The following is a 25,412-nucleotide window of genomic DNA, read 5'->3' as shown; positions in this document are numbered from 1 at the left end:
TGGCTTTATCAGACATCGGGCGAAACGTCGAGTAAGGCACCGCCTCATTCCTGAACAAAGCCAGGCCTTGCGCCTGGCTTTGTTGTTTCTGCGGCGCAGCAGTCAGCGGTAGCCCTTTTCTCTGGCGCGCTCCTCAGTTAGCATCGACCAGAGCTAATGATTGAGACAACATCCTTGAAGCGACTCTCTCTTTTTCCCCGTTCGCTGCGTCAGCTGGTGACGCTCTCCTTTGTGCTGATCCTGCTGCCGTTACTGGTGCTGGCATGGCAGGCCTGGCAGAGCCTGAATGCCCTTAGCGCCCAGGCGGCGCATATCAACCGCACTACGCTGGTCGATGCCCGACGCAGCGAGGCGATGATCAATGCCGCGCTGGAGATGGAGCGCAGCTATCGCCAGTACTGCGTGCTGGACGATCCGACGCTGGCGCGGGTGTATCAGAATCAGCGACAGCGCTACAGCCAGATGCTGGATGCCCATGCCGGCGTGCTACCGGACGAGAAACTCTGGCAGGCGTTGCGTCAGGACGTCAGCGATCTGGCGCAGTTGCAATGTAAAAATAGCGGCCCCGATGCCCAGGCGGCCGCCAGACTGGAAGTTTTCGCCAGCAATAACAGCGATATGGTGCAGGCGACCCGGGCAGTCGTCTATTCCCGCGGCCAGCAGCTGCAGCAGGAGATTGCCGAACGCGGCCAGTTTTTCGGCTGGCAGGCGTTGGTGCTGTTTCTGCTGAGCCTGGCGCTGGTGCTGCTCTTCACCCGCATGATTATCGGCCCGGTGAAAGGCATAGAAAGAATGATCAATCAGCTGGGGGCAGGGAAGTCGCCGGACGACGCCGCATTGTTTACCGGCCCGCGCGAGCTGCGCTCGGTGGGCAAGCGCATCATCTGGCTCAGCGAACGCCTGGCGTGGCTGGAGTCGCAGCGGCATCAATTTCTTCGTCATCTGTCGCATGAGCTGAAAACCCCGCTGGCCAGTATGCGTGAAGGTACCGAGCTGTTGGCCGACCGGGTCGCCGGGCCACTGACCCCTGAGCAGCAGGAGATCGTCGAGATCCTCGACAGCAGTAGTCGTAACCTGCAAAAGCTGATTGAACAGTTGCTGGACTACAACCGAAAACAGGCCGACGGGCCGGTGACACGCGAAGAAGTGGACCTGGTGGAACTGGTGGAAAACGTCGTGGCGGCGCACAGCCTGCCCGCGCGGGCTAAACTGATGCATACTGAACTGACGCTGCAGGCGCGGCGTTGCCTGGCAGAGCCTGCGCTATTGATAAGCGTAATGGATAATCTCTACTCCAATGCGGTGCACTATGGCGCTGAATCCGGTAACATCCGTATCCACAGCTACCGGCACGGAGAGCAGGTGCGTATTGATGTCGCCAACAGCGGCGAACCGATCCCGGCCGCGGAAAAGAATATGATTTTCGAGCCTTTTTACCAGGGGAGTCACCAGCGTAAAGGGGCCGTTAAGGGCAGTGGGCTGGGGTTGAGTATCGCCCGCGACTGCGTCCGGCAGATGCAAGGGGAGCTCAGCTTAGTTGACGCGCCCGCCGGGCAGGTCTGTTTTCGCATTACGCTTCCCTCAGCGCCGGAATAATCCAACTTATGAATCGATATCGGGGAACTATGTCCCAATTCCTGGCCTGGCGCCGTTCCCTTCGCGGATGGCTGCTTTCAGGCATTGCTTGTCTGACGCTGGCGGGGTGTTCCGCCGGCTTTTCACCGCATACGGCGGAAGGTACCGCCGCCTCCGGGCAGGCGCAGCATCAGGTGGCCGATTTTGTCGCGGTAGACTGCGCGGACATCTGGGCGCACAGCAGCGATGCCAGCGACAAAAATCCCCTCTACTGGCTGCGGGGCATTGACTGTGCCGATCGCCTCGCACCGGCGCAGGCGCGGGCGGAGGCGAAACGCCATACCGACGATAGCTGGCAGGACGCGTTCCGTCGCGGCATCCTGCTTGCTGATGCCAAAATTACTCCCGACGAGCGTCGCGACCTGGTGGCGCGTCTCGATACCTTCAGCCCGCAAATCGCCGTTCAGGTCCGCCCGCTGTATCAGCTCTGGCGCGACGGCCAGACCCGTCAGCTGCAGCTGGTGGAAGAGCGTGCCCGTTACGCGAAGCTTCAGCAGTCCAGCGATAGCGAACTGGAGACGCTGCGACAGCAGGAGCAGGCGCTGCGCGAACAGCTGGAGCTGACCACCCGCAAGCTGGAGAACCTGACGGATATTGAGCGTCAGCTCTCCAGCCGCAAGCCGGGCGGCAATTTCGGCAGCGAAAAAGTGCCGGAGGTGATCCATGACGATCCGTAAACCGGCGCGTTTGCTGCTGGTGGATGACGATCCGGGACTGTTGAAGCTGCTGGGCATGCGCCTGATCAGCGAAGGCTACAGCGTGGTCACCGCCGAGAGCGGGCCGGACGCGCTGCGCGTGCTGGGGCGTGAGAAAGTGGATCTGGTGATTAGCGATCTGCGGATGGATGAAATGGACGGCCTGCAGCTGTTCAGCGAGATCCAGAAGGGGATGCCCGGCATGCCGGTGATTATTCTCACCGCCCATGGTTCGATTCCCGACGCCGTGGCCGCGACCCAGCAGGGGGTGTTCAGCTTCCTGACCAAGCCGGTCGATAAAGATGCCTTGTATAAAGCCATTGATGAGGCGCTGGAGCAGCGCTCGCCGGCCACCGACGAAACCTGGCGCCAGGCGATTGTGACCCGCAGCCCGCTGATGCTACGCCTGCTTGAGCAGGCCGGGATGGTGGCGCAATCGGACGTCAGCGTGCTGATTAATGGCCAGAGCGGGACCGGGAAGGAGATCGTCGCTCAGGCGATCCATAACGCCAGCCCGCGTCATGATAAGCCGTTCGTGGCGATCAACTGCGGCGCGCTGCCGGAACAACTGCTCGAGTCTGAGCTCTTCGGTCATGCGCGGGGTGCCTTTACCGGCGCGGTCAGTAACCGTGAAGGATTATTCCAGGCCGCTGAGGGCGGTACGCTGTTTCTCGACGAGATCGGCGATATGCCAGTTGCGCTGCAGGTGAAGCTGCTGCGCGTCCTGCAGGAGCGTAAGGTGCGTCCGCTGGGCAGCAACCGTGATATCGAGATCAACGTACGGATCATCTCCGCCACCCACCGAGACCTGCCGAAGGCGATGGCCCGCGGCGAGTTCCGCGAAGATCTGTTTTACCGCCTCAACGTGGTGAATCTGAAGATCCCACCGCTTTCCGAACGGGCTGAGGATATCCCGCTGCTGGCTAATCATTTGCTGCGCCAGTCCGCCGATCGCCATAAGCCGTTTGTACGGGCGTTTTCCAGCGATGCGATGAAGCGGCTGATGGCCGCCAAGTGGCCGGGTAACGTGCGCCAGCTGGTGAACGTGATCGAGCAGTGTGTGGCCCTGACCTCGTCGCCGGTGATCGGCGACGCGCTGGTGGAGCAGGCGCTGGAAGGAGAGAATACCGCGCTGCCGACCTTCGTGGAGGCGCGTAATCAGTTTGAGCTGAACTACCTGCGTAAACTGCTGCAAATTACTAAAGGCAATGTCACCCACGCCGCGCGGATGGCAGGGCGCAACCGCACCGAATTCTATAAACTGCTGTCGCGCCATGAGCTCGACGCCAACGACTTTAAAGAGTAGCTCCGCAACATAGCGCAAGTTATGATACGGTAAGCAACCGGTTACGCGACTAAGACAGGAACACCATGAAAAAGATTGATGCGATTATTAAACCTTTCAAACTGGATGACGTGCGTGAAGCGCTGGCCGAAGTCGGCATCACCGGGATGACGGTGACGGAAGTGAAGGGCTTTGGCCGCCAGAAGGGTCATACCGAGCTGTACCGCGGTGCGGAGTACATGGTGGATTTTCTGCCGAAGGTGAAAATTGAAATCGTGGTGACTGACGATATCGTCGATACCTGCGTCGATACCATCATCCGTACGGCGCAGACCGGTAAAATCGGCGACGGTAAAATCTTTGTCTTCGACGTCGCGCGGGTTATTCGTATCCGTACCGGTGAAGAAGACGACGCGGCGATTTAACTCTCGCCGCTCACTGCAGTCTTGCCGGGTGGCGCTGCGCTTACCCGGCCTACAAATCCCCGCGTCGTCGGGGCTTACAGCACCTTATGCGGGCCGAAACATTCGTAATGAATGTTGTCTTTATTGACCCCTAATTCTACCAGCTGCTTCGCTGCAAACTGCATAAACGCTACCGGGCCGCAGAGATAGAACTGCATCTGCGGGTCGCGAATATTGTCCGCCACTGCCGCTAAATCCATCAAACCTTCGCTATCAAAACGTCCTGCCTGACGGTCGGCTTCGCTCGGGTTGTGATACCACACGTGAGAGGTAAACGCCGGCAGCGCCGCGCCAAGCGCACTCACTTCATCGGCAAAGGCGTGAACGTCGCCATTTTCTGCCGCATGGAACCAGTTCACCTGACCTTGATGACCGCTCTTCGCCAGCGCATCCAGCATCGCCAGCATCGGCGTTTGCCCGACGCCGCCGGAGAGCAGGGTGACCGGTGTCTGCGGTTCAACGTTAAGGAAGAAGTCCCCCGCCGGCGCGGCTAAATAGACCACATCGCCTTCGCTGGCATGGTTATGCAGCCAGCTGGAAACCTGACCGCCGTCCTCACGTTTTACCGCGATGCGGTAGCCTTTGCCGTCTGCTTTGCGGGTTAAAGAGTATTGACGAATTTCCTGATAGTCGAAGCCTTCCGGTTTCAGCCAGATGGCCAGGTACTGCCCCGGCTGGTAATCGGCGACCGGCTGGCCGTCGACCGGCGCCAGTTCAAAGCTGGTGATGAGCTGGCTACGCGGGGTTTTCTTCACGATGCGGAACGCGCGGGTCCCTTCCCAGCCGCCGGTTTTACTGGCGTTTTGCTGATAAATCTCGGCTTCGCGGCCGATAAAGACGTTCGCCAGCACGCCGTAAGCTTTCCCCCAGGCATCAAGCACTTCCTGACCCGGGCTGAACATTTCATCGAGGGTCGCCAGCAGATGGCTGCCAACGATGTTGTACTGCTCCGGTTTGATCTGGAAGCTGGTGTGTTTCTGGGCGATTTTTTCCACCGCCGGCAGCAGGGCGGGCAGGTTATCGATATTGCTGGCGTAGGCGGCAATGGCGTTGAATAACGCTTCGCGCTGATCGCCGTTGCGCTGGTTGCTCATGTTGAAGATCTCTTTGAGCTCCGGATTATGCGCGAACATACGATCGTAGAAATGGGCGGTGAGCTTTGGGCCGGTCTCTACCAGCAGGGGGATGGTGGCTTTGACCGTGGCGATGGTTTGAGCGTCGAGCATAGCGTGCTTCCTTGTGTGTTATCTTATTGATGTATTTTAAATGCATCTTATAGAAATAACCCTGCTATGTAAATGGTTCTTTAACACTTAGCCCCGATGCCGTTACAACATGAAGAATTTGCATCACAAACCTGAAAAGAAATCCGTTGATAATGAGAGAGACGTTATTGCTCAAAGCCTTGTATCATGCGGAGCCAATCGTTTGCGTAAAATCCTTTGTCAAGACCTGTTATCACAGAATGATTAGGTTATACTGTGGGCCGTTGTCCAATCGGACCGCCTTTTTAGGCCGAAATTTTATTGTTAGCTGAGTCAGGAGATGCGGATGTTAAAGCGTGAAATGAACATTGCCGATTATGATGCCGAACTGTGGCAGGCTATGGAGCAGGAAAAAGTACGTCAGGAAGAGCACATCGAACTGATCGCCTCCGAAAACTACACCAGTCCGCGCGTCATGCAGGCGCAGGGCTCTCAGCTGACCAACAAATATGCTGAAGGGTATCCGGGCAAGCGTTACTACGGCGGCTGTGAATATGTCGACGTGGTTGAGCAACTGGCTATCGACCGCGCGAAAGAACTGTTCGGCGCTGACTATGCTAACGTCCAGCCGCACTCCGGCTCTCAGGCTAACTTTGCGGTCTACACCGCGCTGCTGCAGCCGGGCGATACCGTACTCGGTATGAACCTGGCGCAGGGCGGCCACCTGACTCACGGCTCCCCGGTTAACTTCTCCGGCAAACTGTACAACATCATCCCTTACGGTATTGATGAGTCCGGTAAAATTGACTATGACGACATGGCGAAGCAGGCTCAGGAACACAAACCGAAGATGATCATCGGTGGTTTCTCGGCTTACTCCGGTATCGTTGACTGGGCAAAAATGCGTGAAATCGCCGACAGCATCGGCGCCTACCTGTTCGTCGATATGGCGCACGTGGCTGGCCTGATTGCCGCGGGTGTGTATCCGAACCCGGTTCCGCATGCTCACGTTGTGACCACCACCACCCACAAAACCCTGGCGGGTCCGCGCGGCGGCCTGATTCTGGCGAAAGGCGGTAGCGAAGAGCTGTACAAAAAACTGAACTCTGCCGTGTTCCCAAGCGCGCAGGGCGGCCCGCTGATGCACGTTATCGCGGCGAAAGCGGTGGCGCTGAAAGAAGCGATGGAGCCAGAGTTCAAAGTTTACCAGCAGCAGGTTGCGAAAAACGCGAAAGCGATGGTGGAAGTGTTCCTGAGCCGCGGTTACAAAGTGGTTTCTGGCGGAACTGAGAACCACCTGTTCCTGCTGGACCTGGTGGATAAAAACCTGACCGGTAAAGAAGCTGACGCCGCCCTGGGCCGCGCCAACATCACCGTGAACAAAAACAGCGTGCCGAACGATCCGAAGAGCCCGTTCGTGACTTCCGGTATCCGTATCGGTTCTCCGGCTGTGACTCGCCGCGGCTTTAAAGAAGCGGAAGTCAAAGAGCTGGCTGGCTGGATGTGTGACGTGTTGGACAATATCAATGACGAAGCCGTCATTGAACGTGTGAAAGGCAAAGTGCTGGATATCTGCGCACGTTTCCCGGTTTATGCGTAAGCGTTAACGTTGCAATAAAAAAGGCCGCGATTGCGGCCTTTTTTGTGTCTGCCGATTAGCGGCGGTCGAGTGAAATCGCGCCGGGGCCGGTAATCGCCAGCAGCAGAAAAGCGCCGGCAATACTGACGTTTTTCCAGAAATTAATCATGTTCGGCAATACTGCATCACCGGTCATATCCCAGTAATGATGGCCAATCACCGCCGTACCCAGCGTATAAAAAATAAAGATGACCGCCAGCGGGCGGGTGAAAAAGCCCAGCACAATTAAGATCGCCGCAGGGACCTCCATAATCACAGCGATAATCGCCGCCAGCGTCGGCATTGGCGCGTCGGAGGCGGCCATGTACTGCACCGTGCCGCCAAAGCCCAACAGTTTCGGATAACCAAAAAGAATAAACAGGACCACCACGGCGATGCGGGCGATGAGCAGCAGCAAGGAGCGGGAAGCGCCAAAATCAAAATAGCGGAGTGTGTTCATAATCAGCTCGTTATGAGAGAAGTGTGATCTAAACGTAATACACAAATTTGCCCGCCGCCACGGTGAGAACATAATAATGTTGCGCTTCGTTTCATCAGGATTTGGCTGCGGGGTTGCTCGCACTTTGATGCCCGGTTATCGGATTTTATTTATACAACCGGCGATGGGATGGTGCTCGCTCTGTGATGTGCGTCACGATTTAAAGACAAATGTACTCAACTTCCATATAGAGAGTGAGACACCGGTTTACTCAAGATGGGGTTTATCGCCAGACTGTCGCCACCATTCGGGAGGAAATCATGGTCTTGCACTCCACGCGCTGGCTGGCGCTCAGTTATTTCACCTACTTTTTTAGCTACGGTATTTTTCTGCCCTTCTGGAGCGTCTGGCTGGCAGGCAACGGATTAACGCCGGAAACCATCGGCCTGTTGCTTGGCGCCGGCCTGGTGGCCCGTTTTCTTGGGAGCCTGCTGATTGCCCCGCGGGTCAGCGACCCCTCCCGGCTCATTGCCGCGTTGCGCGTGCTGGCCCTGTTAACCTTGCTTTTCGCGCTGGCCTTCTGGGCCGGCAGCCACGTGGCATGGCTGCTGGCGGTCATCATCGGCTTCAACCTGTTCTTTTCGCCGCTGGTGCCGCTGACGGATGCCCTGGCCAATACCTGGCAAAAGCAGATCACCATGGACTATGGCCGGGTGCGGCTATGGGGCTCCATTGCCTTCGTTATTGGTTCGGCGCTGACTGGCAAGCTGGTGAGTCTCTTTGACTACCGGGCGATCCTGCTGATATTAAGCCTGGGGACTGCCTCGATGCTGCTCGGTATGTTGCTTAAGCCGTCGGTGATGCCCCAGGGGGAGTCGCGCCAGCAGCAGGGGGCCGGACTGACGGCCTGGCTGACGCTGGTGCGCCAGAGCTGGCGCTTTCTCGCCTGCGTCTGTTTGCTGCAGGGGGCGCACGCCGCCTACTACGGCTTTAGCGCCATCTACTGGCAGCAGGCCGGCTATTCTGCCTCGGCGGTCGGTTATCTGTGGTCGTTAGGTGTGGTGGCGGAAGTGGTGATCTTCGCGTTGAGTAAAAAGGTGTTCCGCCGCTTCAGCGCGCGCGACCTGCTGCTGCTCTCCGCCGTCTGCGGACTGATCCGATGGACGCTAATGGGCTGGACCACGGCGCTGCCGGGACTCATCCTTGCGCAGATCCTTCACTGCGGCACCTTCACGGTGTGCCATCTGGCGGCGATGCGCTATATCGCCGCTCGTCAGGGCAGCGAAGTGATCCGCCTGCAGGCCGTCTACTCCGCGGTGGCGATGGGTGGGAGTATTGCCATCATGACCGTCTTCGCCGGTTTCCTCTATCAGCACCTGCACCAGGGCGTGTTCTGGGTGATGGCCCTGCTGACGATCCCGGCGCTGGTTATCCGGCCAAAAACAGTGGCGGCCTAGTCTTCGAGCATCGCGCAGATATGCTGCTGCTGGCGTTCAGTGAAGCAGTTTTCCGCGTGGATCAGCGGCGGCGAAAACAGCGGTAGCGCCGTCGCATAAGGGGTGACGATAAGCGTCACCCCTTTGGGCGCACCTTCTTTCTGAAAGCGCTGCACGCTCTGGTATTTGATATTCAGCGGCAGCAGCGTGAGTTCGCGCAATTGCTGTTCCAGGGCCTCTTCTATAGCCGGGTTGTCATCGGTCAGCAACAGCACCTGCTTCTCGTGCAGATCGCTTTTCTGCATCAGCCAGGCGCCAAAGATCACCGCGATTAAGCCGGTCTCTTCCTCATTAAAACGGATATGCCAGGCCTCCTCGAATTCGCTCAATGCCGCCTGGGTAGTGCGCAGTAAGCGAGGATAGAGTCGACTCACTTCCTCCGTGAGCGTGCTGTCGATGCCGATGGCAAACACGCTGCGGATCAACGCCTGCGATAAATGAATATAGAGTTGATCGCTCAGCCCCTGCTCATCACTGAAAGCCCTGCCGGCGATGACCTGGAAGCGATGGATCAGGCCGGAGATAGCCAGCCGCAGGCGGCGATCGTGCGGGTGACCGTCGCGGACCGGGTCGGGGGTTTTGAGCAACATAAACAGCAGCGAGAGGAAGAAGGGCTCCCCAACATGCGGCGGAGCGCCGACCCGACGCTGCCAGTGGCGGACAATCTCCTGCGCCAGGGTAAACTCGGCGGCGGTCTGGGCCCAGCGCTGCTGTTCATCATTGAAGTCCGGAGAGTATCCCCGGTGATGCTCGAGCAGACAGTACTGCAGATACAGGCGCAGAAACTGGACATCGCGGCAGTCAAACTGACGATTGAGTGCCCGCGCGCAGCGGTTCACCAGCGCCTGCAGGTTGGTATCATCGTATAAGGTGCGGGCAATGCCTTCCTGTTTAAGCTGCGTTTTCAGGGCCGGGGTAAAATGATGGTTAACGAATTGGGGGCAGAGGCGCAGCCCCCGCCGCAGCGCATGCAGCAGGCATAAACGTTGGTCGAGCGCGGCGCCTTCAATCCGATAGCTGCCGTCCACCTGTGACCGGAGAGTCAAACGGTGGTAACGCTGAATTTCGCGTCCGGTCTCCTCAATATCCTGCCGGGCCGTGGACTCATCAACGAGGTTGATCCTGCCAAGCCGTTCAGTCGTCACCGACTGCCCGGGCAGATAAAACATCAGGAGCACCTGGCTACGGCGCTGTGGACTGGAAAGCGCAGATGGTGGTTCAATGACGGTCATCATCTGGTAAGTTCCAGTTAGGGTTTTCGCTAAGAATAGACAATGGCAGAGGCGGGGGCAGGGCGAAACGCCCGCTTTAGCTCAGGATTGCTGGTGAAGTTCACAGAATTTTTCACGTGAGGAACAGATGAACAGAGTGAAACAATGCACCAGCGCGGCGTTTTTCATGGTTTTATCATTTTCAGCCGCCGCGCATCCGCATAGCTTCATTAGTTTGCAGAGCGAGCCGGTGGTCAAAGACGGTCTGCTGAGCGGGTTTAAAATGCGCTGGACCATGGATGAAATTACTTCATCGGATCTGCTCTATGATGCCGGTAACGCCAAACCGGGCAGCGAAGTATGGAAAAAGCTGGCGGCGGAGGTGATGGCCAACGTGCTCGGCCAGCACTATTTCAGCGAGCTGTGGCACAACGGCCAGCGGGTGAAATTTGAAAATCGTCCCGACGGCTATGGCCTCGAGCGTGACGGACTGCAGGCGGTACTGACCTTTATGCTGCCGCTGGCGACGCCGCAACCTGTTGCCGGGCAGACGTTTACCTTTTCCACCTTTGACCCGACCTACTACGTCGACATGTTTTATGACAAGGATAGCGATTTTTCCCTGCCCGCCGCGCTGCGGGCCGCCTGTAAGGCAACGGTGATGACGCCAAAACCGAACGACAAAATGCTCTCGTACGCCCAGTCGCTGGATAAAGCGGATGCGCCGCCGGAGGATATGGCGCTGGGCAGCTATTTTGCTCAGAAGGTGACCCTGACATGTCAGTAATTATTACCCCGCGCGCGCGATCCTCGCGCTGGAAAGCGCTGTGGCCGCTGGCGCTGTTGCTGGCTGTGAGCATCATCGGCGGCATGTGGCTGTGGCGGGCGTGGCCGCTGGTGCTGATGCAGAGCACGGTCTGGCAGCGCTCGTTGAATCTGGAACTCAGCCGCCTGCTGCAGGCGGTGGCGGAGAACCCGGCAGCGGCGGGCCTGTCGCTGCTCGGGTTCAGTTTCGTTTATGGTGTGCTGCATGCCTTAGGGCCCGGCCACGGCAAAATTGTCATAACTACCTGGCTCGCCACCCATCCCTCGAAGCTGAAATCGAGCATTAACCTGACGCTGGCCGCCTCTTTATTACAGGGGCTGGTGGCCATCGTGCTGGTGGTCGTGGTGCTGGCGCTGCTGCAGCTGCCGGCGCGCCAGCTGCATCTCAGCAGTTTCTGGCTGGAGAAGGGCAGCTATCTGCTGGTTGGCGCATTAGGCTTGCTGCTGTGCTGGCGGGCGTTGAAAAAGCTGTATCGGCTGCTGAGCCGGCCAAGGTTTACCGCTTTTACCCCGCATCATGTGCATCATGACCACTGCGGTTGCGGCCACCAGCATCTCCCGGCGCCGGATCAGCTTCAGAGCGGCGACGACTGGCGGGCACGCGCCGCGATCGTCCTGTCGATGGGCATGCGCCCCTGCTCGGGAGCGATCATGGTGCTGCTGTTCAGCAAGGTGATCGGGGTGTTCAGTTGGGGAATGGCGGCGGCGCTGGCGATGGCGGCGGGAACCTCATTAACCATCACCGCGCTGGCGTTGCTGGTGCACAGTTTTCGTCAGCTGGCGGTGAAGCTGGGTCAGCACCAGGCGCCGCCGCTGTGGCGTCAGGTGGGCTGGCTGACGCTGGCGCTGGCCGGCGGCGTGATTTTGCTGGCGGCGGCAGGAGTGATGTGGTTCACCGCGGTCCCGGCCGGCGGTGGGATCCGCCCGTTTTAGTCAGACGCCGGGCGCAAATCCGAAAGTGGGCGCCTGTGCTTGCCGCTGGTGAAGCGATGCTCTAGTTTTCCGCTTTTCGGCGGATGACAAGGAGTCGCTATGGCCGCAAATATCGTTTCTCCCGCGCAGAGCGGGCGGTTTTATTATGGCTGCGCCGGTGCCGCCGGGCTGCTGGCGGGGCTGGCGATCGTCTACTGGTTTCCGGTGCTGGCCAGCTGGTGGCCGTCAGATCTGGTGCGCGTCTACCACGCCATGTCGTATGTCATGGGATTCGGGGTGTCGCGCATCGGGGATATCCCGCTGGTGGCCTACGCCACCTTAACGCTGTCGGGTTTCGTCATGGCTTTTTGCCATCCCGGGCACAGTAAACTGCCCATTGTTGCCTGGGCCGTGCATAATCAGCCCTCGCCGCGGGAAATGGTCGACTGGATCCTGCGCAGCTGGATATTGCAGTTCGGTTTCCTGGTGATCATTTTCTGGCGTTTCGCTTTTATGGGGAAGTTGACCAGCTATCGGCTGATGCAGATCGTGGGCATCTTTAACGACGTCTGCTATCTGGCCACGCTGGTGCTGGCTGGAATACTGCTGCGCGATAGCTGGCGCGGCGTTAAAGGCGTTTCCGCATCGGCAAGCAATATTCGCATTCCGCTGATCTTTGCCCTGAGCTTTTATCTGCCGTTTCAGCTGGTGTGGATCTTACTCAGTGCGCAACAGTTCGAGTTGCCGCTGTGGGGATGGCTGCTGCTGATCCCGGCGATGGTCGGCGTGCTGTTAGCTCGACTGGCGACGGTGGGAATAGCGCTGTGCCTCCGGCACTGGCTGGGGCCGCAGGGCTGCCTGCGCTGGCGCGGACCGCTGGCCTTGTTTAGCGGCCTGACGGTGCTGTGCATCGGCGGCAATGCGGTGATTCGCCAGATCCTCAACATGATAAAATGACATAAAAAAAGGAAGCCGCGGCTTCCTTTTTGACATCAGTAAGAGATTAACGCTTCAGCGCATCGCTCAGCTGCTCACGCATATTCGCCAGCATCGCTTTCACCACGCGCGGGTTACCGGCAACGATGTTGCCTGTCAGCAGGTAGTTATGGCCACCGGTGAAGTCGCAAACGATAGCGCCTGCTTCACGAGCGATCAGCTCGCCTGCGGCGAAATCCCAGGGTTTCAGGGCGATTTCAAAGTAACCATCAACGCGGCCAGCGGCAACGTAGGCCAGATCCAGCGCGGCGGAGCCGGTGCGACGGAAGTCGGCGCACTCGGTAAACAGGTTGCCAAGAATATTCATGTAAGTGGTCGCGTGCTGCTTCGCTTTGAACGGGAAGCCGGTAGCGATGATGGTGCCGTCGAGGTCGCGAGCGTTGCTGCCGCGCAGACGGTAGCCGTTCAGCTGTGCGCCCTGGCCGCGGGTCGCGGTGAACAGTTCGTTACGCATGGGATCGTAAACCACCGCGACTTCAGTACGGCCTTTGATGCGTACGGCGATGGAAACAGAGAAGTGCGGCAGACGTTTAACGAAGTTGGTGGTGCCATCCAGTGGATCGATAACCCATTGAACATCCTGATCTTCACCAGCGTGTTCACCGCTTTCTTCGGTGATAATGGTGTGCTGCGGGTAAGATTTGCGAATGGTTTCGATAATAATCGCTTCGGCGGCTTTATCGACGTTGGTCACAAAATCATTGCTGCCTTTCTGGCTGGTTTCTACGGTGTCTGGCGTTTCGTAGTGCTTGGCAATTAAATTACCCGCCTTGCGCGCTGCGCGCACGGCGATGTTCAGCATCGGATGCATCGGTCTCTCTCACTGGATGTTAAAGAACGGGAAAAAACGGCGCATATAATAACAGCGAAATCTGCTTATGTCTCCGTTTTATGGTAGCATGCCCGAATAATCTTTAGCCGAAGAACCATAATGCTGCAAAATATTCGAATCGTACTGGTAGAAACCTCCCACACCGGCAATATGGGCTCTGTAGCCCGCGCGATGAAAACCATGGGCTTAACTAACCTGTGGCTGGTCAACCCGCTGGTCAAACCCGACTCACAGGCGATAGCCCTCGCCGCGGGTGCCAGCGATGTGATCGGCAATGCGCAGATCGTCGATACCCTTGATGAAGCCCTGGCGGGCTGCAGCCTGGTGGTGGGTACCAGCGCGCGCTCCCGCACACTGCCGTGGCCAATGCTCGATCCGCGCGAATGCGGCCTGAAAAGCGTCGCCGAGGGTCAGCATGCGCCGGTGGCGCTGGTCTTTGGCCGCGAACGCGTTGGCCTGACCAACGAAGAGCTGCAGAAGTGCCACTACCACGTGGCGATCGCCGCGAACCCGGAGTACAGCTCGTTGAACCTGGCGATGGCGGTGCAGGTTATTGCTTATGAAGTGCGGATGGCCTGGCTGGCGACGCAGGAGCAGGCGCAGCCGTCGGTTGACCATGAAGAGGCGCCGTACCCGCTGGTGGACGATCTGGAGCGTTTCTACGGCCATCTTGAGCAGACGCTGCTGGCGACGGGCTTCATCCGCCCGAATCATCCGGGGCAGGTGATGAACAAGCTGCGTCGTCTGTTCACCCGCGCGCGTCCGGAAAGCCAGGAGCTGAACATCCTGCGCGGGATGCTGGCGTCTATTGAGCAGCAGAATAAAGGTAAGTAAGCGTGTTAACGCCGGATGGCGTTTCGCTTATCCGGCCTACGAATCTACATCGCTGTTGTAGCCCGGGAGCGGCTCTAAATCAATAACGGCACGGAAAGCCAAATACCTGACTAAAACAGTCAAGTAAATAGTTGACCAAATTACTCGGGAATGTCAGACTTGCCCCTGCTATGCAATACCCATATTAATAAAAAGCCCGGCCAGGGGCGAGTTTGAGGTTAAGTAAGACATGAGACTGACATCTAAAGGGCGTTATGCCGTGACCGCGATGCTTGACGTTGCGCTCAACTCTGAAACGGGCCCGGTACCGTTGGCAGATATTTCTGAGCGTCAGGGAATTTCGCTTTCCTATCTGGAACAGCTGTTCTCTCGCCTGCGTAAAAATGGCCTGGTTTCCAGCGTTCGTGGTCCAGGCGGTGGTTATCTGTTAGGTAAAGATGCCAGCAGCATCGCCGTTGGCGAAGTGATCAGCGCGGTAGACGAATCCGTTGACGCGACCCGTTGCCAGGGCAAAGGCGGCTGTCAGGGCGGCGATAAATGCTTGACTCACGCGCTGTGGCGCGATTTGAGCGAACGCCTGACCGGCTTCCTGAACAATATCACCCTGGGTGAACTGGTGAATAACCAGGAAATCCTTGATGTGTCCGGTCGTCAGCATCAGCACGAAACCCAGCGCAATGCGCGCACCCAGGACGCGATCGACGTTAAACTGCGCGCCTGAGTGACCCGTCCCGTTTCGGACTGCCGCTGACAGGGCGAGGCAGCACGAAACGGTCGGGACAACGATTATAAAGAGCTTTCAGAATCAGGCCGGGATGCTCCAACATTCCGTGTACTCGGTCGTACATCAAGCCGGTTGCCTGATTCCTTGCATTGAGTGATGTACGGAGTTTAAGAGCAATGAAATTACCGATTTACCTCGATTACTCCGCAACCACGCCGGTGGACCCGCGTGTTGCCGAGAAAATGATGCAGTTCCTGACCATGGACGGGACCTTTGGTAACCCGGCCTCCCGTTCTCACCGTTTTGGCTGGCAGGCTGAAGAGGCGGTTGATATCGCCCGCAATCAGATTGCCGAGCTGGTCGGTGCCGACCCGCGCGAAATCGTCTTTACCTCTGGTGCGACTGAATCCGACAACCTGGCGATCAAGGGTGCAGCCAACTTTTATCAGAAAAAAGGCAAGCACATCATCACCAGCAAAACCGAGCATAAAGCGGTTCTGGATACCTGCCGTCAGCTGGAGCGTGAAGGCTTCGAGGTGACCTACCTGGCGCCGCAGCGCAACGGGATTATCGATCTCAAAGAGCTGGAAGCGGCGATGCGTGACGACACCATCCTGGTTTCCATCATGCATGTGAATAACGAAATCGGCGTGGTGCAGGATATCGCTACCATCGGCGAGATGTGTCGCGCCCGCGGTATCATTTACCACGTAGACGCCACCCAGAGCGTGGGCAAGCTGCCTATCGATCTGAGCCAGCTGAAGGTGGACCTGATGTCCTTCTCCGGCCACAAAATCTACGGTCCGAAAGGCATTGGCGCGCTGTATGTTCGCCGTAAGCCGCGTATTCGTATCGAAGCGCAAATCCACGGCGGCGGCCACGAGCGCGGTATGCGTTCTGGTACTCTGCCTGTTCACCAGATCGTCGGCATGGGTGAAGCTTACCGTATCGCCAAAGAAGAGATGGAAAGCGAAATGGCGCGTCTGCGCACCCTGCGCAACCGTCTGTGGAACGGCGTGAAGGATATGGAAGAAGTTTATCTCAACGGCGACCTCGAGCAGGGCGCGCCGAACATTCTTAACGTCAGCTTCAACTACGTTGAAGGTGAGTCGCTGATTATGGCGCTGAAAGACCTGGCGGTTTCCTCCGGTTCAGCCTGTACTTCCGCGAGCCTTGAGCCATCCTACGTGCTGCGCGCGTTAGGTATGACTGATGAACTGGCGCACAGCTCTATTCGTTTCTCTTTAGGTCGTTTCACTACCGAAGAAGAGATTGACTACACCATCAATCTGGTTCGCAACTCCATCGGCCGTCTGCGCGACCTTTCTCCGCTGTGGGAAATGTTCAAGCAGGGCGTGGATCTGAACAGTATTGAATGGTCACATCACTAATTCGGCACCGATAAGGAGAATTCAACATGGCATACAGCGAAAAAGTCATCGATCATTACGAAAACCCGCGCAACGTCGGCTCTTTTGACAACAGCGACGAGAACGTCGGCAGCGGCATGGTCGGTGCGCCGGCCTGTGGCGACGTGATGAAGTTGCAGATTAAAGTCAACAATGAAGGTATCATTGAAGACGCGCGCTTCAAGACCTACGGCTGTGGTTCCGCCATCGCTTCCAGCTCCCTGGTCACCGAGTGGGTGAAGGGCAAATCCCTGGACGAAGCGCAGGCGATCAAGAACACCGATATCGCCGATGAACTGGAACTGCCGCCGGTGAAAATTCACTGCTCTATTCTGGCGGAAGACGCGATTAAAGCCGCGATTGCGGATTACAAAAGCAAACGTGAAGCAAAATAATTAGTTGAGGTTTTGTTATGTCGATTACTCTTAGCGACAGTGCTGCAGCGCGAGTCAATGCCTTTCTGGCGAACCGTGGTAAAGGGTTTGGCCTGCGCCTGGGCGTGAGAACCTCCGGCTGCTCGGGTATGGCCTATGTACTGGAGTTTGTTGACGAGCCGGCGGCTGAAGACACCGTGTTTGAAGACAAAGGCGTGAAGGTCGTGATCGACGGCAAAAGTCTGCAATTCCTCGACGGCACTCAGCTGGACTTCGTCAAAGAAGGCCTCAACGAAGGGTTCAAGTTCACCAACCCTAACGTCAAAGACGAGTGCGGCTGCGGCGAAAGCTTTAACGTATAATCGGTCATCCCCAACCCCACCGCGGTCACGCCGCGCGTGGGGTTTTCATTTAGATGCATGACCCTGAGGTTACTATGGACTATTTCACCCTCTTCGGGTTACCAGCCAGCTATACCCTCTCGCTTGAACAACTGGCTGTCCGGTATCAGGATCTGCAGCGCCAGTACCATCCGGATAAATTTGCCAGCGCGCCTGCTGCGGAACAGCTGGTAGCGGTTCAGCACTCCGCCACCATTAACCAGGCCTGGCAAACTCTGCGCCATCCGCTGACCCGTGCGGAATATCTCCTTTCGCTGCACGGCTTCGACCTCGCCAGCGAGCAACATACCGTCCGCGATACCGCGTTCCTGATGGAACAGCTGGAACTGCGTGAAGAGCTCGATGAGATCGGTAAGGCGAAAGACGATGCGCGGCTGGAAGACTTTATCAAACGAGTGAAAGCGCTGTTTGATACCCGCCATCAACTGATGGTTGAACAATTGCATAATGAGAGCTGGGAGGCGGCGGCGGACACGGTACGTAAGCTCCGTTTTCTCGATAAACTGCGCAGCAGTGCTGAAGAACTCGAAGAAAAACTGCTCGATTTTTAATTTTCGGAAGCAATTATGGCCTTATTACAAATTAGTGAGCCCGGCCTGAGCGCCGCGCCGCACCAGCGTCGTCTGGCGGCCGGCATCGACCTGGGCACCACCAATTCTCTGGTGGCTACCGTGCGTAGCGGCCAGGCCGAAACCCTGCCCGATCATCAAGGTCGCTATCTGCTGCCGTCGGTGGTGAACTACCACGCCTCGGGACTGACTGTCGGCTATGAAGCCCGGCTGAATGCCGCTCAGGATCCGGTGAACACCATCAGCTCGGTGAAGCGAATGATGGGGCGCTCCCTCGCCGATATTCAAAACCGCTATCCGCATCTGCCGTATCAGCTGCAGGCCAGTGAAAACGGTCTGCCGATGATCCAGACCGCCGGCGGCCTGCTGAACCCGATTCGCGTCTCCGCCGATATCCTTAAAGCGCTGGCCGCCCGGGCGACCGAAGCGCTGGGCGGCGAACTTGATGGCGTGGTGATCACCGTTCCCGCTTACTTCGATGATGCTCAGCGTCAGGGGACCAAAGACGCGGCGCGTCTGGCGGGGCTGCACGTGCTGCGCCTGCTCAATGAGCCGACCGCGGCGGCTATCGCCTACGGCCTCGATTCCGGTCAGGAAGGGGTGATTGCGGTCTATGATCTCGGCGGCGGCACCTTTGATATCTCTATTCTGCGCTTAAGCCGCGGGGTGTTTGAAGTGCTGGCCACCGGCGGCGACTCGGCGCTCGGCGGCGATGATTTTGACCATCTGCTGGCGGACTACCTGCGTGAGCAGGCGGGCTTCAGCGACCGCAGCGATAACCGCCTGCAGCGCGAGCTGCTGGATGCCGCCATCGCGGCGAAAATCGCCCTCAGCGATGCTGAGGTGGCGCACGTCGAGGTTGGCGGCTGGCAGGGCGATATCACCCGTAGCCAGTTTAACGATCTGATTGCCTCCCTGGTAAAACGTACTTTACTGGCCTGCCGTCGTGCGCTGAAAGACGCCGGCGTTGAGGCGCAAGAGGTACTGGAAGTGGTGATGGTCGGTGGTTCCACTCGCGTGCCGCTGGTGCGCGAACGCGTTGGCGAATTCTTTGGCCGCACCCCGCTGACCTCCATCGATCCGGACAAAGTCGTTGCCATCGGCGCGGCGATTCAGGCGGATATTCTGGTCGGCAACAAGCCGGACAGCGAGCTGCTGCTGCTCGACGTTATCCCGCTGTCGTTAGGGCTGGAAACGATGGGCGGTCTGGTGGAGAAAGTCATCCCGCGTAATACCACTATTCCGGTGGCTCGCGCGCAGGAGTTTACCACCTTCAAAGATGGTCAGACGGCAATGTCTATTCACGTGATGCAGGGCGAGCGTGAGCTGGTGCAGGATTGCCGCTCGCTGGCGCGTTTTGCGCTGCGCGGTATCCCGGCGCTGCCGGCGGGCGGGGCGCATATTCGCGTCACCTTCCAGGTCGATGCCGACGGTTTGCTGAGCGTCACGGCGATGGAAAAATCGACCGGCGTGGAAGCCTCTATCCAGGTGAAACCGTCTTACGGTCTGACCGATGGCGAAATCGCCACCATGATCAAAGATTCGATGAGCTATGCCGAACAGGATGTCCAGGCGCGTATGCTGGCTGAGCAGAAAGTGGAAGCCGCCCGCGTTCTGGAAAGCCTGGTCAGCGCGCTGGCCGCCGATGCCGCGCTGTTAAGCGCCGCGGAGCGTCAGGCTATCGATGCCGCCGCGGAGCAAGTGCGCGCCGCTGCGGCAGGCGACGATGCCGACGCCATTAAAGAAGCGATTAAAAATATCGACACACAAACCCAGGAATTCGCCGCCCGCCGTATGGATCAGTCGGTCCGTATCGCGCTGAAAGGCCAATCCGTGGACGAGGTTTAAAATGCCAAAAATTGTATTTCTGCCGCACCAGGACCTGTGTCCGGATGGCATCGTTGTGGAAGCTGAGACCGGTGAAACCATTCTGGATGCGGCGCTGCGTAGCGGCATCGAGATTGAACACGCCTGCGAAAAATCCTGTGCCTGCACCACCTGCCACTGCATCGTGCGTGAAGGCTTTGACTCGCTGGCGGAAAGTACCGAAGATGAAGACGATATGCTGGATAAAGCCTGGGGACTGGAACCTGACAGCCGCCTGAGCTGCCAGGCGCGCGTCACCGACGAAGATCTGGTCGTTGAGATCCCGCGTTACACCATCAACCACGCACGCGAGCACTAATATGGCACTGAAATGGACCGACAGTCGTGAAATCGGCGAAGCCTTGTACGACGCTTACCCGGATCTCGACCCGAAAACCGTTCGCTTTACCGACATGCATCAGTGGATTTGCGATCTGGAAGAGTTTGATGACGACCCAAACGCATCCAATGAAAAAATTCTCGAGGCGATTCTGCTAGTCTGGTTAGACGAAGCCGAATAATTTTCGCGTCATGATTTATGCGGCAGTTTAAGTCGGATGAATCATCGAGTGAGAGAACTTTACGGGCTGCCATACGGTGGCCCGTTTGCTAAGAAGGATAATGATAATGACCGAAGCCATGAAGATTACGCTTTCTACTCAGCCAGCCGATGCGCGCTGGGGAGAAAAGGCGTCTTACAGCATTAATAACGACGGCATCGCCCTGCACCTCAACGGCAAAGACGACCTGGGCCTGATTCAGCGCGCGGCGCGTAAAATTGACGGTATGGGCATTAAACATGTCGCGTTAAGCGGCGAAGGCTGGGACACCGATCGTGCCTGGGCGTTCTGGGCCGGCTACAAAGGGCCGAAGGGGAAGCGCCAGGTCGAATGGCCGACGCTGGACGATGCGCAGCGCAGTGAGCTGGATCATCGCCTGACGATTATCGACTGGGTGCGCGACACCATCAATGCCCCGGCGGAAGAGCTGGGTCCTGAGCAGTTGGCGCAGCGCGCCGTCGACCTGCTGTGCAGTGTGGCGGGCGAGAAGATGAGCTATCGCATCACCAAAGGTGAAGATCTGCGTGAGCAGGGCTATCTTGGTCTGCACACCGTGGGCCGCGGCTCCGAGCGTCCGCCGGTCCTGCTGGCGCTGGACTATAACCCAACCGGCGATAAAGAAGCCCCGGTATACGCCTGCCTGGTGGGCAAAGGCATTACTTTTGATTCCGGCGGCTACAGCATCAAACAGAGCGCCTTTATGGATTCAATGAAATCCGATATGGGCGGTGCGGCGACCATCACCGGCGCGCTGGCTTTTGCCATTTCCCGCGGGCTGAACAAGCGCGTGAAGCTCTACCTGTGCTGCGCCGACAACCTCATCAGCGGTAACGCCTTTAAACTTGGCGATATTATTCATTATCGTAATGGCAAAACCGTTGAAGTGATGAACACTGACGCCGAAGGCCGCCTGGTGCTGGCGGATGGCCTGATTGACGCTTCGGCGCAGAAGCCGCAGCTGATCATCGATGCCGCCACTCTGACCGGCGCGGCGAAAACCGCCCTGGGTAATGACTACCATGCGCTGTTTAGCTTTGACGATGCGCTGGCGAATCGCCTGCTGGCGAGCGCGCAGGCGGAAAACGAAGCCTTCTGGCGTCTGCCGCTGGCCGAGTTCCACCGCAATCAGCTGCCGTCGAACTTCGCAGAACTGAACAATACCGGCAGCGCGGCCTATCCGGCTGGCGCCAGTACCGCGGCGGGTTTCCTGTCCCACTTCGTGGAAAACTACCATCAGGGCTGGCTGCATATCGACTGTTCGGCAACCTACCGTAAATCTGCCGTTGAGCAGTGGTCGGCGGGCGCGACGGGTCTTGGCGTGCGTACCATTGCTAACCTGCTGACGGCCGAGTAACGGCTTTGCCGGGTGGCGCTACGCTTACCCGGACTGGAAACTCGTATGCCCGCGTGGACGTAGCGCCGCCGGGCAATTCATTGTGAAGTAGCCAAACTATGTCTGATACGAAAAATGAATTAGAAACCTTGCTGGAAAAGGCGGCGACCGAGCCCGCCCACCGTCCGGCATTTTTCAGCGCGCTGCTTGAGGCGACCGTCTGGGTTCCGGGCAGTGCAGCCGATGGTGAGCAGATTGTCGAAGACAGCGCGCTGGATCTGCAGCACTGGGAAAAAGATGACGGCAGCTCGGTGATCCCGTTCTTTACCTCGCTGGAGGCGCTGCAGCAGGCGGTGGAAGACGAACAGGCTTTCGTGATGATGCCCGCCCGCACACTGATGGCGATGACGCTGGGCGAATCGCTGTTCCTCAACCCGAAGCTGCCGAGCGGCAAAGAGTTCACCCCGCGGGAGATCAGCCATCTGCTCGGTGAAGAGGGCAGCCCGCTCAGTACCCAGACGGTACTGGAAGGCGGCGAAGCGCTGCTGCTGTCTGAAGTCGCCGACCCGCCGGCGCAGATGGTGGATTCCCTGACCACGCTGTTCAAAACGCTGAAGACCGTCAAGCGGGCGTTTCTGTGCTCGATTAAAGAGAGCGCCGACGCGCCGGCCAACTTGCTGATCGGCATTGAAGCGGAAGGGGATATTGAATCCGTTATCCAGACCACCGGCAGCGTGGCCACCGATACCCTGCCAGGCGATGAGCCGATCGATATTTGCCAGGTGGTAGAAGGCGAGAAGGGCATCAGCCATTTTATGATTGCCCATATCACGCCGTTCTATGAAAAGCGCTGGGGCAGCTTCCTGCGCGATTTCAAACAAAACCGCATTATCTGACAGCGGGGGCGGCTGCCCCCGCTGTTTCTTTATGCTTCCAGTGTGAGGCTGAAAATCGGCTTTGCCAGGGTTAATGCAGCGCAGCAAAGATCCGCGGATAGGCTGACACCATGTTATAGAGGAGAAATCCCGTCACACACAGCGTGACAATGCCGTTGAAGAGCGCCATATCCCCACGCCATGCCCGACATCTCTCTTCGCCCAGCAGAGAACGTAGCGCTGCCACCAGCCCGCCGACCAGCATAAACGCCAGTAACACCCCTGCCATTTGCGCGATAACAATGTACCAGCCCAGCGGTGTATTCACGCCCCGAGCGCTCATCAGCGCGATCTGTGCAGGCAAGATCGTCTGGAACCCCAGAGTGAATATCATGAGAAGGTGCAGGTCCGCCAGCGGAGCGTCAAACGTGCGGGCCAGACGTCGGGCGTCACGCAGGAGCAGCACCCCTGACGCCACCGCCGCGGCAACGCTGACATGCTGGAGAATAAAAATATATAACGCCAGGGTTCCGGATCCGACCCGGGACAAAAAGAACAGATTGCAAAAGACGATGACCAGCAGGCCAAATTTTATGCCCCAGGCGCGGAGTATCTCGCCGGGCCAGCGCCGGCTTGACGCTGGGTTATGCACCATCCACGCGGCAAGGGTCGATTTTCCGTAACCGGGCGCGAGCAGCACCATCAGGAAACCCAGCAGCGCCTGATGGCCATAGGTGATCAGCGGAACCTCTTCCAGAGTGACCCCGAGAAACTGGGTATACACGGAGACCGGCGCAGGAACCACGCTTAACCATGCTCGGTTCCATTGCGGCCAAAAATAAAGGATCGCGCCGCCTGCCAGCAGGCCAGCTATGCCTCCCAGCCAGGGAAGGCGCGGCGAATAAGCAGAATGCGGGTTGGAGACTAATGCCATTTTCACTCCTTGTAGTGACATCAGGTTACGGATAAAACGCTCCCTCCTGGAGCAGGCCCCGGCGGCGCGCGTTTATCGCGCCATCCGGGGTGAGATGGTGAATTAGTCAGGGCAGCCTTCGAGCCTGGCGTAAAGATCCTCATGAATATATTCCAGCTCCAGCAAGGCGCCATCGCGTGCCTCATTGAGGGTCTGCTGATGCTGCCATTCGTCGTGGCTCTCCTCGCTGCCGGCAAAGATCCCCTGCAGATATTCTATCAGTGACGATTCCGCCAGCCAGAGATCATTCTCTTTACCTTCGAAGCGGACAACAGGATATTCACCTTGTTCATCACGTTCAGTGACATAGATAAATACCTGCTGATCTCCGGGATGGCAGAGGCGAATCAGGGCAGGAAGACGCGGATCGTCGTTCCAGATTGGCGTCAGCTCTTCAAAGTCCAGCCCGGCCATATCAAGACCATTCATGTAATAAGCATCTTCATCCAGCGAGTCGGAAAGCAGGACGCCATGTTGATCAATGGAGTCCAGAACCGATTCCAGCACCAGCTGTCCGTGGGGGCTTTTCAGTTGGCAATCGTAGGCCAACAGCGCTTTCAGACTCTCCGGAAGCGCCACGGTTTCGCTATTTTGCGGGTCACGATATTTCCGTACCCGCAGGCGATCCACTTCGTCTACGGACAATGGTTTCGGGGTGGGATTACGGTTGTGCTTGTGTACGACATCCATGAGATCCGGTAATGAAAATGCCATTATTCAATTTCCTTATATAGTGAGTGGCAGTAAAGCGAATACGGCAGGTACAAACCCTGCGGCAGCACAGAGTAACCGGTTTAGCGGCAGGCCGGAGAAAGAGGGAGGGAAAATCAGAAATTATTTAGTGACCGCGGGAGGGAACCACCCGCGGTCAGGCCGTGTTTACTGAGCGGCAGAGGCCAGTTCAATCGGCAGATCGGTCCGTGCGCCCCATTCGCTCCAGGAGCCGTCATACAGGCAGACGCCATTCACGCCAAGCGTGGTGAGGGCCAGCACGACCACCGCCGCCGTCACCCCTGAACCGCAGCTGGCGATGATTGGCCGTTCAAAATCGACACCCTGACGCAAAAAGATGTCGTTCAACTCGTCGACGGTTTTCAGTTCGCCGTTAATCACCAGCTCAGTCCACGGCACGTTAAGCGCGCCGGGGATATGCCCGCGACGCAGGCCCGGGCGCGGTTCGTCGGCCAGGCCGTTAAACCGGGCCGCCGGACGCGCATCGACAATCTGCGCCGAACCTTCATGGCTGACCAGCAGGACGTCGGTCAGGCGCTTAATTTGCTGGGGATCGAAACGCACGTCGAATTCCCCTTCAGCTACTTCCGGCACGCCTTGCTCCAGCGGCAGTTCGTCGCGCCGCCAGCCCTCCAGCCCACCGGCCAGTATGGACACCTTCTCCACGCCAAAGGTGCGCAGCATCCACCAGGCGCGAGGCGCGGAAAACAGATTGCCTTCGTCATAAACCACCAGGTGCTTATCGCTGCAGACGCCCAGCTCGCGCATGGCGACGGCAAACGCCTCGGCGCGCGGCATCATATGCGGCAGCGGGCTGGTGTGATCGGACAGCGCCTCGATATCGAAAAACAGCGCGTTCGGCACATGACCGGCGCGGTATTCCGCTGCCATATCGCGCAGGGCCTCCTGCCCGGCGGGCGCCATGCGGGCGTCGATAATCTGGATCTCCGGGTCATCAATATGTTCTGCCAGCCAGTCGGCGGCGATAAAAAACGAGGTGGACATGGGTGCCTCCGTTTTACGATTCATGACTGAATTGTCGGCGTTTTATCTCACGCTGACAAGTTAAGGACGTCAGAGTGGGGACGACGTCACGGCACTTTTCTGATTAATCGGCAGAAACCCGCGTCATCACTGTTGAGAAGTGCC

General features: G+C 58.0%; 27 protein-coding genes. 20 read left to right on the top strand and 7 right to left on the bottom strand.

Annotated features, from left to right (window positions below; genetic code table 11):
- The first annotated feature begins 174 nt into the window (after nt 1–174).
- The 4 genes from CWM61_RS21070 (at nt 175) to glnB (ending at nt 4,040) form a co-directional block, all read left to right on the top strand.
- Complete coding sequence (locus CWM61_RS21070) at nt 175–1,596, top strand: sensor histidine kinase (RefSeq protein WP_100631867.1); 1,422 nt, start codon at nt 175–177, stop codon at nt 1,594–1,596.
- A 29-nt stretch (nt 1,597–1,625) separates the two neighbouring features.
- Nucleotides 1,626–2,312 carry a two-component system QseEF-associated lipoprotein QseG gene (gene qseG / locus CWM61_RS21065; RefSeq protein ID WP_012540858.1) on the top strand — a complete coding sequence of 229 codons (687 nt, stop codon included), beginning with the start codon at nt 1,626–1,628 and terminating at the stop codon, nt 2,310–2,312.
- Complete coding sequence (gene glrR / locus CWM61_RS21060; protein ID WP_100631866.1) at nt 2,299–3,636, top strand: two-component system response regulator GlrR; 1,338 nt, start codon at nt 2,299–2,301, stop codon at nt 3,634–3,636. The genes qseG and glrR overlap by 14 nt, the downstream gene beginning before the upstream one ends.
- A gap of 65 nt (nt 3,637–3,701) precedes the next feature.
- The gene (gene glnB, locus CWM61_RS21055; protein WP_002914032.1) at nt 3,702–4,040 is read left to right on the top strand and encodes a nitrogen regulatory protein P-II; all 339 of its coding nucleotides are present in this window, start codon (nt 3,702–3,704) and stop codon (nt 4,038–4,040) included.
- A 74-nt stretch (nt 4,041–4,114) separates the two neighbouring features.
- On the opposite strand, the gene hmpA is transcribed toward glnB, so the two are convergent.
- The gene (gene hmpA, locus CWM61_RS21050) at nt 4,115–5,305 is read right to left on the bottom strand and encodes an NO-inducible flavohemoprotein (protein ID WP_100631865.1); all 1,191 of its coding nucleotides are present in this window, start codon (nt 5,303–5,305) and stop codon (nt 4,115–4,117) included.
- Nucleotides 5,306–5,630: 325 nt separating this feature from the next.
- On the opposite strand from hmpA, the gene glyA reads away from it, so the two are divergent.
- A complete protein-coding gene (gene glyA / locus CWM61_RS21045; protein WP_061153655.1) occupies nt 5,631–6,884 on the top strand; it encodes a serine hydroxymethyltransferase in 1,254 nt (417 codons plus the stop codon).
- Nucleotides 6,885–6,939: 55 nt separating this feature from the next.
- Here glyA and CWM61_RS21040 read toward each other — a convergent pair whose 3' ends face one another.
- Entirely contained in the window at nt 6,940–7,362 is a 423-nt protein-coding gene (locus tag CWM61_RS21040; RefSeq protein WP_100631864.1) for a DoxX family protein, read from the bottom strand.
- 299 nt (nt 7,363–7,661) lie between these two features.
- On the opposite strand from CWM61_RS21040, the gene CWM61_RS21035 reads away from it, so the two are divergent.
- Complete coding sequence (locus tag CWM61_RS21035) at nt 7,662–8,798, top strand: 3-phenylpropionate MFS transporter (RefSeq protein WP_100631863.1); 1,137 nt, start codon at nt 7,662–7,664, stop codon at nt 8,796–8,798.
- Here the strand turns inward: CWM61_RS21035 and csiE are convergent.
- The gene (gene csiE, locus CWM61_RS21030; protein ID WP_074387851.1) at nt 8,795–10,072 is read right to left on the bottom strand and encodes a stationary phase inducible protein CsiE; all 1,278 of its coding nucleotides are present in this window, start codon (nt 10,070–10,072) and stop codon (nt 8,795–8,797) included. The two genes, CWM61_RS21035 and csiE, sit on opposite strands and share 4 nt — an antisense overlap.
- A 124-nt stretch (nt 10,073–10,196) precedes the next feature.
- Here csiE and CWM61_RS21025 point away from each other — a divergent pair, with 124 nt between their 5' ends.
- The 3 genes from CWM61_RS21025 to CWM61_RS21015 all read left to right on the top strand — a co-directional run bounded on the left by CWM61_RS21025 (nt 10,197) and on the right by CWM61_RS21015 (nt 12,742).
- Nucleotides 10,197–10,835, top strand: coding sequence for a DUF1007 family protein (locus CWM61_RS21025; RefSeq protein ID WP_074387852.1), 639 nt, complete (start codon nt 10,197–10,199; stop codon nt 10,833–10,835).
- Nucleotides 10,826–11,806, top strand: coding sequence for a nickel/cobalt transporter (locus tag CWM61_RS21020; protein ID WP_100631862.1), 981 nt, complete (start codon nt 10,826–10,828; stop codon nt 11,804–11,806). Before CWM61_RS21025 ends, CWM61_RS21020 begins: the two co-directional genes overlap by 10 nt.
- Before the next feature lie 99 nt (nt 11,807–11,905).
- Nucleotides 11,906–12,742: a hypothetical protein gene (locus tag CWM61_RS21015; protein ID WP_100631861.1), complete on the top strand. Its 837-nt coding sequence runs from the start codon at nt 11,906–11,908 to the stop codon at nt 12,740–12,742.
- A gap of 46 nt (nt 12,743–12,788) precedes the next feature.
- Here the strand turns inward: CWM61_RS21015 and suhB are convergent, their stop codons facing one another.
- Nucleotides 12,789–13,592, bottom strand: coding sequence for an inositol-1-monophosphatase (gene suhB / locus CWM61_RS21010; protein ID WP_074387855.1), 804 nt, complete (start codon nt 13,590–13,592; stop codon nt 12,789–12,791).
- Nucleotides 13,593–13,712: 120 nt separating this feature from the next.
- On the opposite strand from suhB, the gene trmJ reads away from it, so the two are divergent.
- The 11 genes from trmJ (at nt 13,713) to sseB (ending at nt 22,579) form a co-directional block, all read left to right on the top strand.
- Nucleotides 13,713–14,447 (top strand): tRNA (cytosine(32)/uridine(32)-2'-O)-methyltransferase TrmJ, encoded by a 735-nt coding sequence (gene trmJ / locus CWM61_RS21005; protein ID WP_032740250.1) that lies wholly within the window; start codon nt 13,713–13,715, stop codon nt 14,445–14,447.
- Nucleotides 14,448–14,676: 229 nt separating this feature from the next.
- On the top strand, nt 14,677–15,168 hold the full coding sequence (gene iscR, locus CWM61_RS21000) for a Fe-S cluster assembly transcriptional regulator IscR (RefSeq protein WP_012540866.1): 492 nt from the start codon (nt 14,677–14,679) through the stop codon (nt 15,166–15,168).
- A gap of 179 nt (nt 15,169–15,347) precedes the next feature.
- Entirely contained in the window at nt 15,348–16,562 is a 1,215-nt protein-coding gene (gene iscS / locus CWM61_RS20995) for a cysteine desulfurase (protein ID WP_061153662.1), read from the top strand.
- Nucleotides 16,563–16,588: 26 nt separating this feature from the next.
- Nucleotides 16,589–16,975 carry a Fe-S cluster assembly scaffold IscU gene (iscU, locus tag CWM61_RS20990; protein ID WP_002913991.1) on the top strand — a complete coding sequence of 129 codons (387 nt, stop codon included), beginning with the start codon at nt 16,589–16,591 and terminating at the stop codon, nt 16,973–16,975.
- 17 nt (nt 16,976–16,992) lie between these two features.
- On the top strand, nt 16,993–17,316 hold the full coding sequence (gene iscA / locus CWM61_RS20985) for an iron-sulfur cluster assembly protein IscA (protein WP_002913979.1): 324 nt from the start codon (nt 16,993–16,995) through the stop codon (nt 17,314–17,316).
- 74 nt (nt 17,317–17,390) lie between these two features.
- Nucleotides 17,391–17,906 (top strand): co-chaperone HscB, encoded by a 516-nt coding sequence (gene hscB / locus CWM61_RS20980; protein WP_074387856.1) that lies wholly within the window; start codon nt 17,391–17,393, stop codon nt 17,904–17,906.
- 15 nt (nt 17,907–17,921) lie between these two features.
- Nucleotides 17,922–19,772 (top strand): Fe-S protein assembly chaperone HscA, encoded by a 1,851-nt coding sequence (gene hscA, locus CWM61_RS20975; protein ID WP_061153664.1) that lies wholly within the window; start codon nt 17,922–17,924, stop codon nt 19,770–19,772.
- A gap of 1 nt (nt 19,773) precedes the next feature.
- On the top strand, nt 19,774–20,109 hold the full coding sequence (gene fdx, locus CWM61_RS20970; protein ID WP_004201872.1) for an ISC system 2Fe-2S type ferredoxin: 336 nt from the start codon (nt 19,774–19,776) through the stop codon (nt 20,107–20,109).
- 1 nt (nt 20,110) lies between these two features.
- Entirely contained in the window at nt 20,111–20,311 is a 201-nt protein-coding gene (gene iscX, locus CWM61_RS20965) for a Fe-S cluster assembly protein IscX (RefSeq protein WP_002913954.1), read from the top strand.
- 106 nt (nt 20,312–20,417) lie between these two features.
- Nucleotides 20,418–21,704, top strand: a complete 1,287-nt coding sequence (pepB, locus tag CWM61_RS20960) for an aminopeptidase PepB (RefSeq protein WP_100631860.1) — start codon at nt 20,418–20,420, stop codon at nt 21,702–21,704.
- A gap of 98 nt (nt 21,705–21,802) precedes the next feature.
- The gene (sseB, locus tag CWM61_RS20955) at nt 21,803–22,579 is read left to right on the top strand and encodes an enhanced serine sensitivity protein SseB (protein ID WP_012540874.1); all 777 of its coding nucleotides are present in this window, start codon (nt 21,803–21,805) and stop codon (nt 22,577–22,579) included.
- Nucleotides 22,580–22,649: 70 nt separating this feature from the next.
- On the opposite strand, the gene CWM61_RS20950 is transcribed toward sseB, so the two are convergent.
- The 3 genes from CWM61_RS20950 to sseA form a co-directional block, all read right to left on the bottom strand.
- On the bottom strand, nt 22,650–23,492 hold the full coding sequence (locus tag CWM61_RS20950; RefSeq protein ID WP_074387859.1) for a hypothetical protein: 843 nt from the start codon (nt 23,490–23,492) through the stop codon (nt 22,650–22,652).
- A 102-nt stretch (nt 23,493–23,594) separates the two neighbouring features.
- Entirely contained in the window at nt 23,595–24,245 is a 651-nt protein-coding gene (locus CWM61_RS20945; protein WP_074387860.1) for a DUF5066 family protein, read from the bottom strand.
- 165 nt (nt 24,246–24,410) lie between these two features.
- Nucleotides 24,411–25,268, bottom strand: coding sequence for a 3-mercaptopyruvate sulfurtransferase (sseA, locus tag CWM61_RS20940; protein ID WP_100631859.1), 858 nt, complete (start codon nt 25,266–25,268; stop codon nt 24,411–24,413).
- Nucleotides 25,269–25,412: the final 144 nt, after the last annotated feature.

The organism is Klebsiella sp. K-Nf6, assembly GCF_002806655.1.
Classification (GTDB): Bacteria; Pseudomonadota; Gammaproteobacteria; order Enterobacterales; family Enterobacteriaceae; genus Klebsiella; species Klebsiella variicola.
This window is presented reverse-complemented; position numbering and strand designations above follow the sequence as displayed.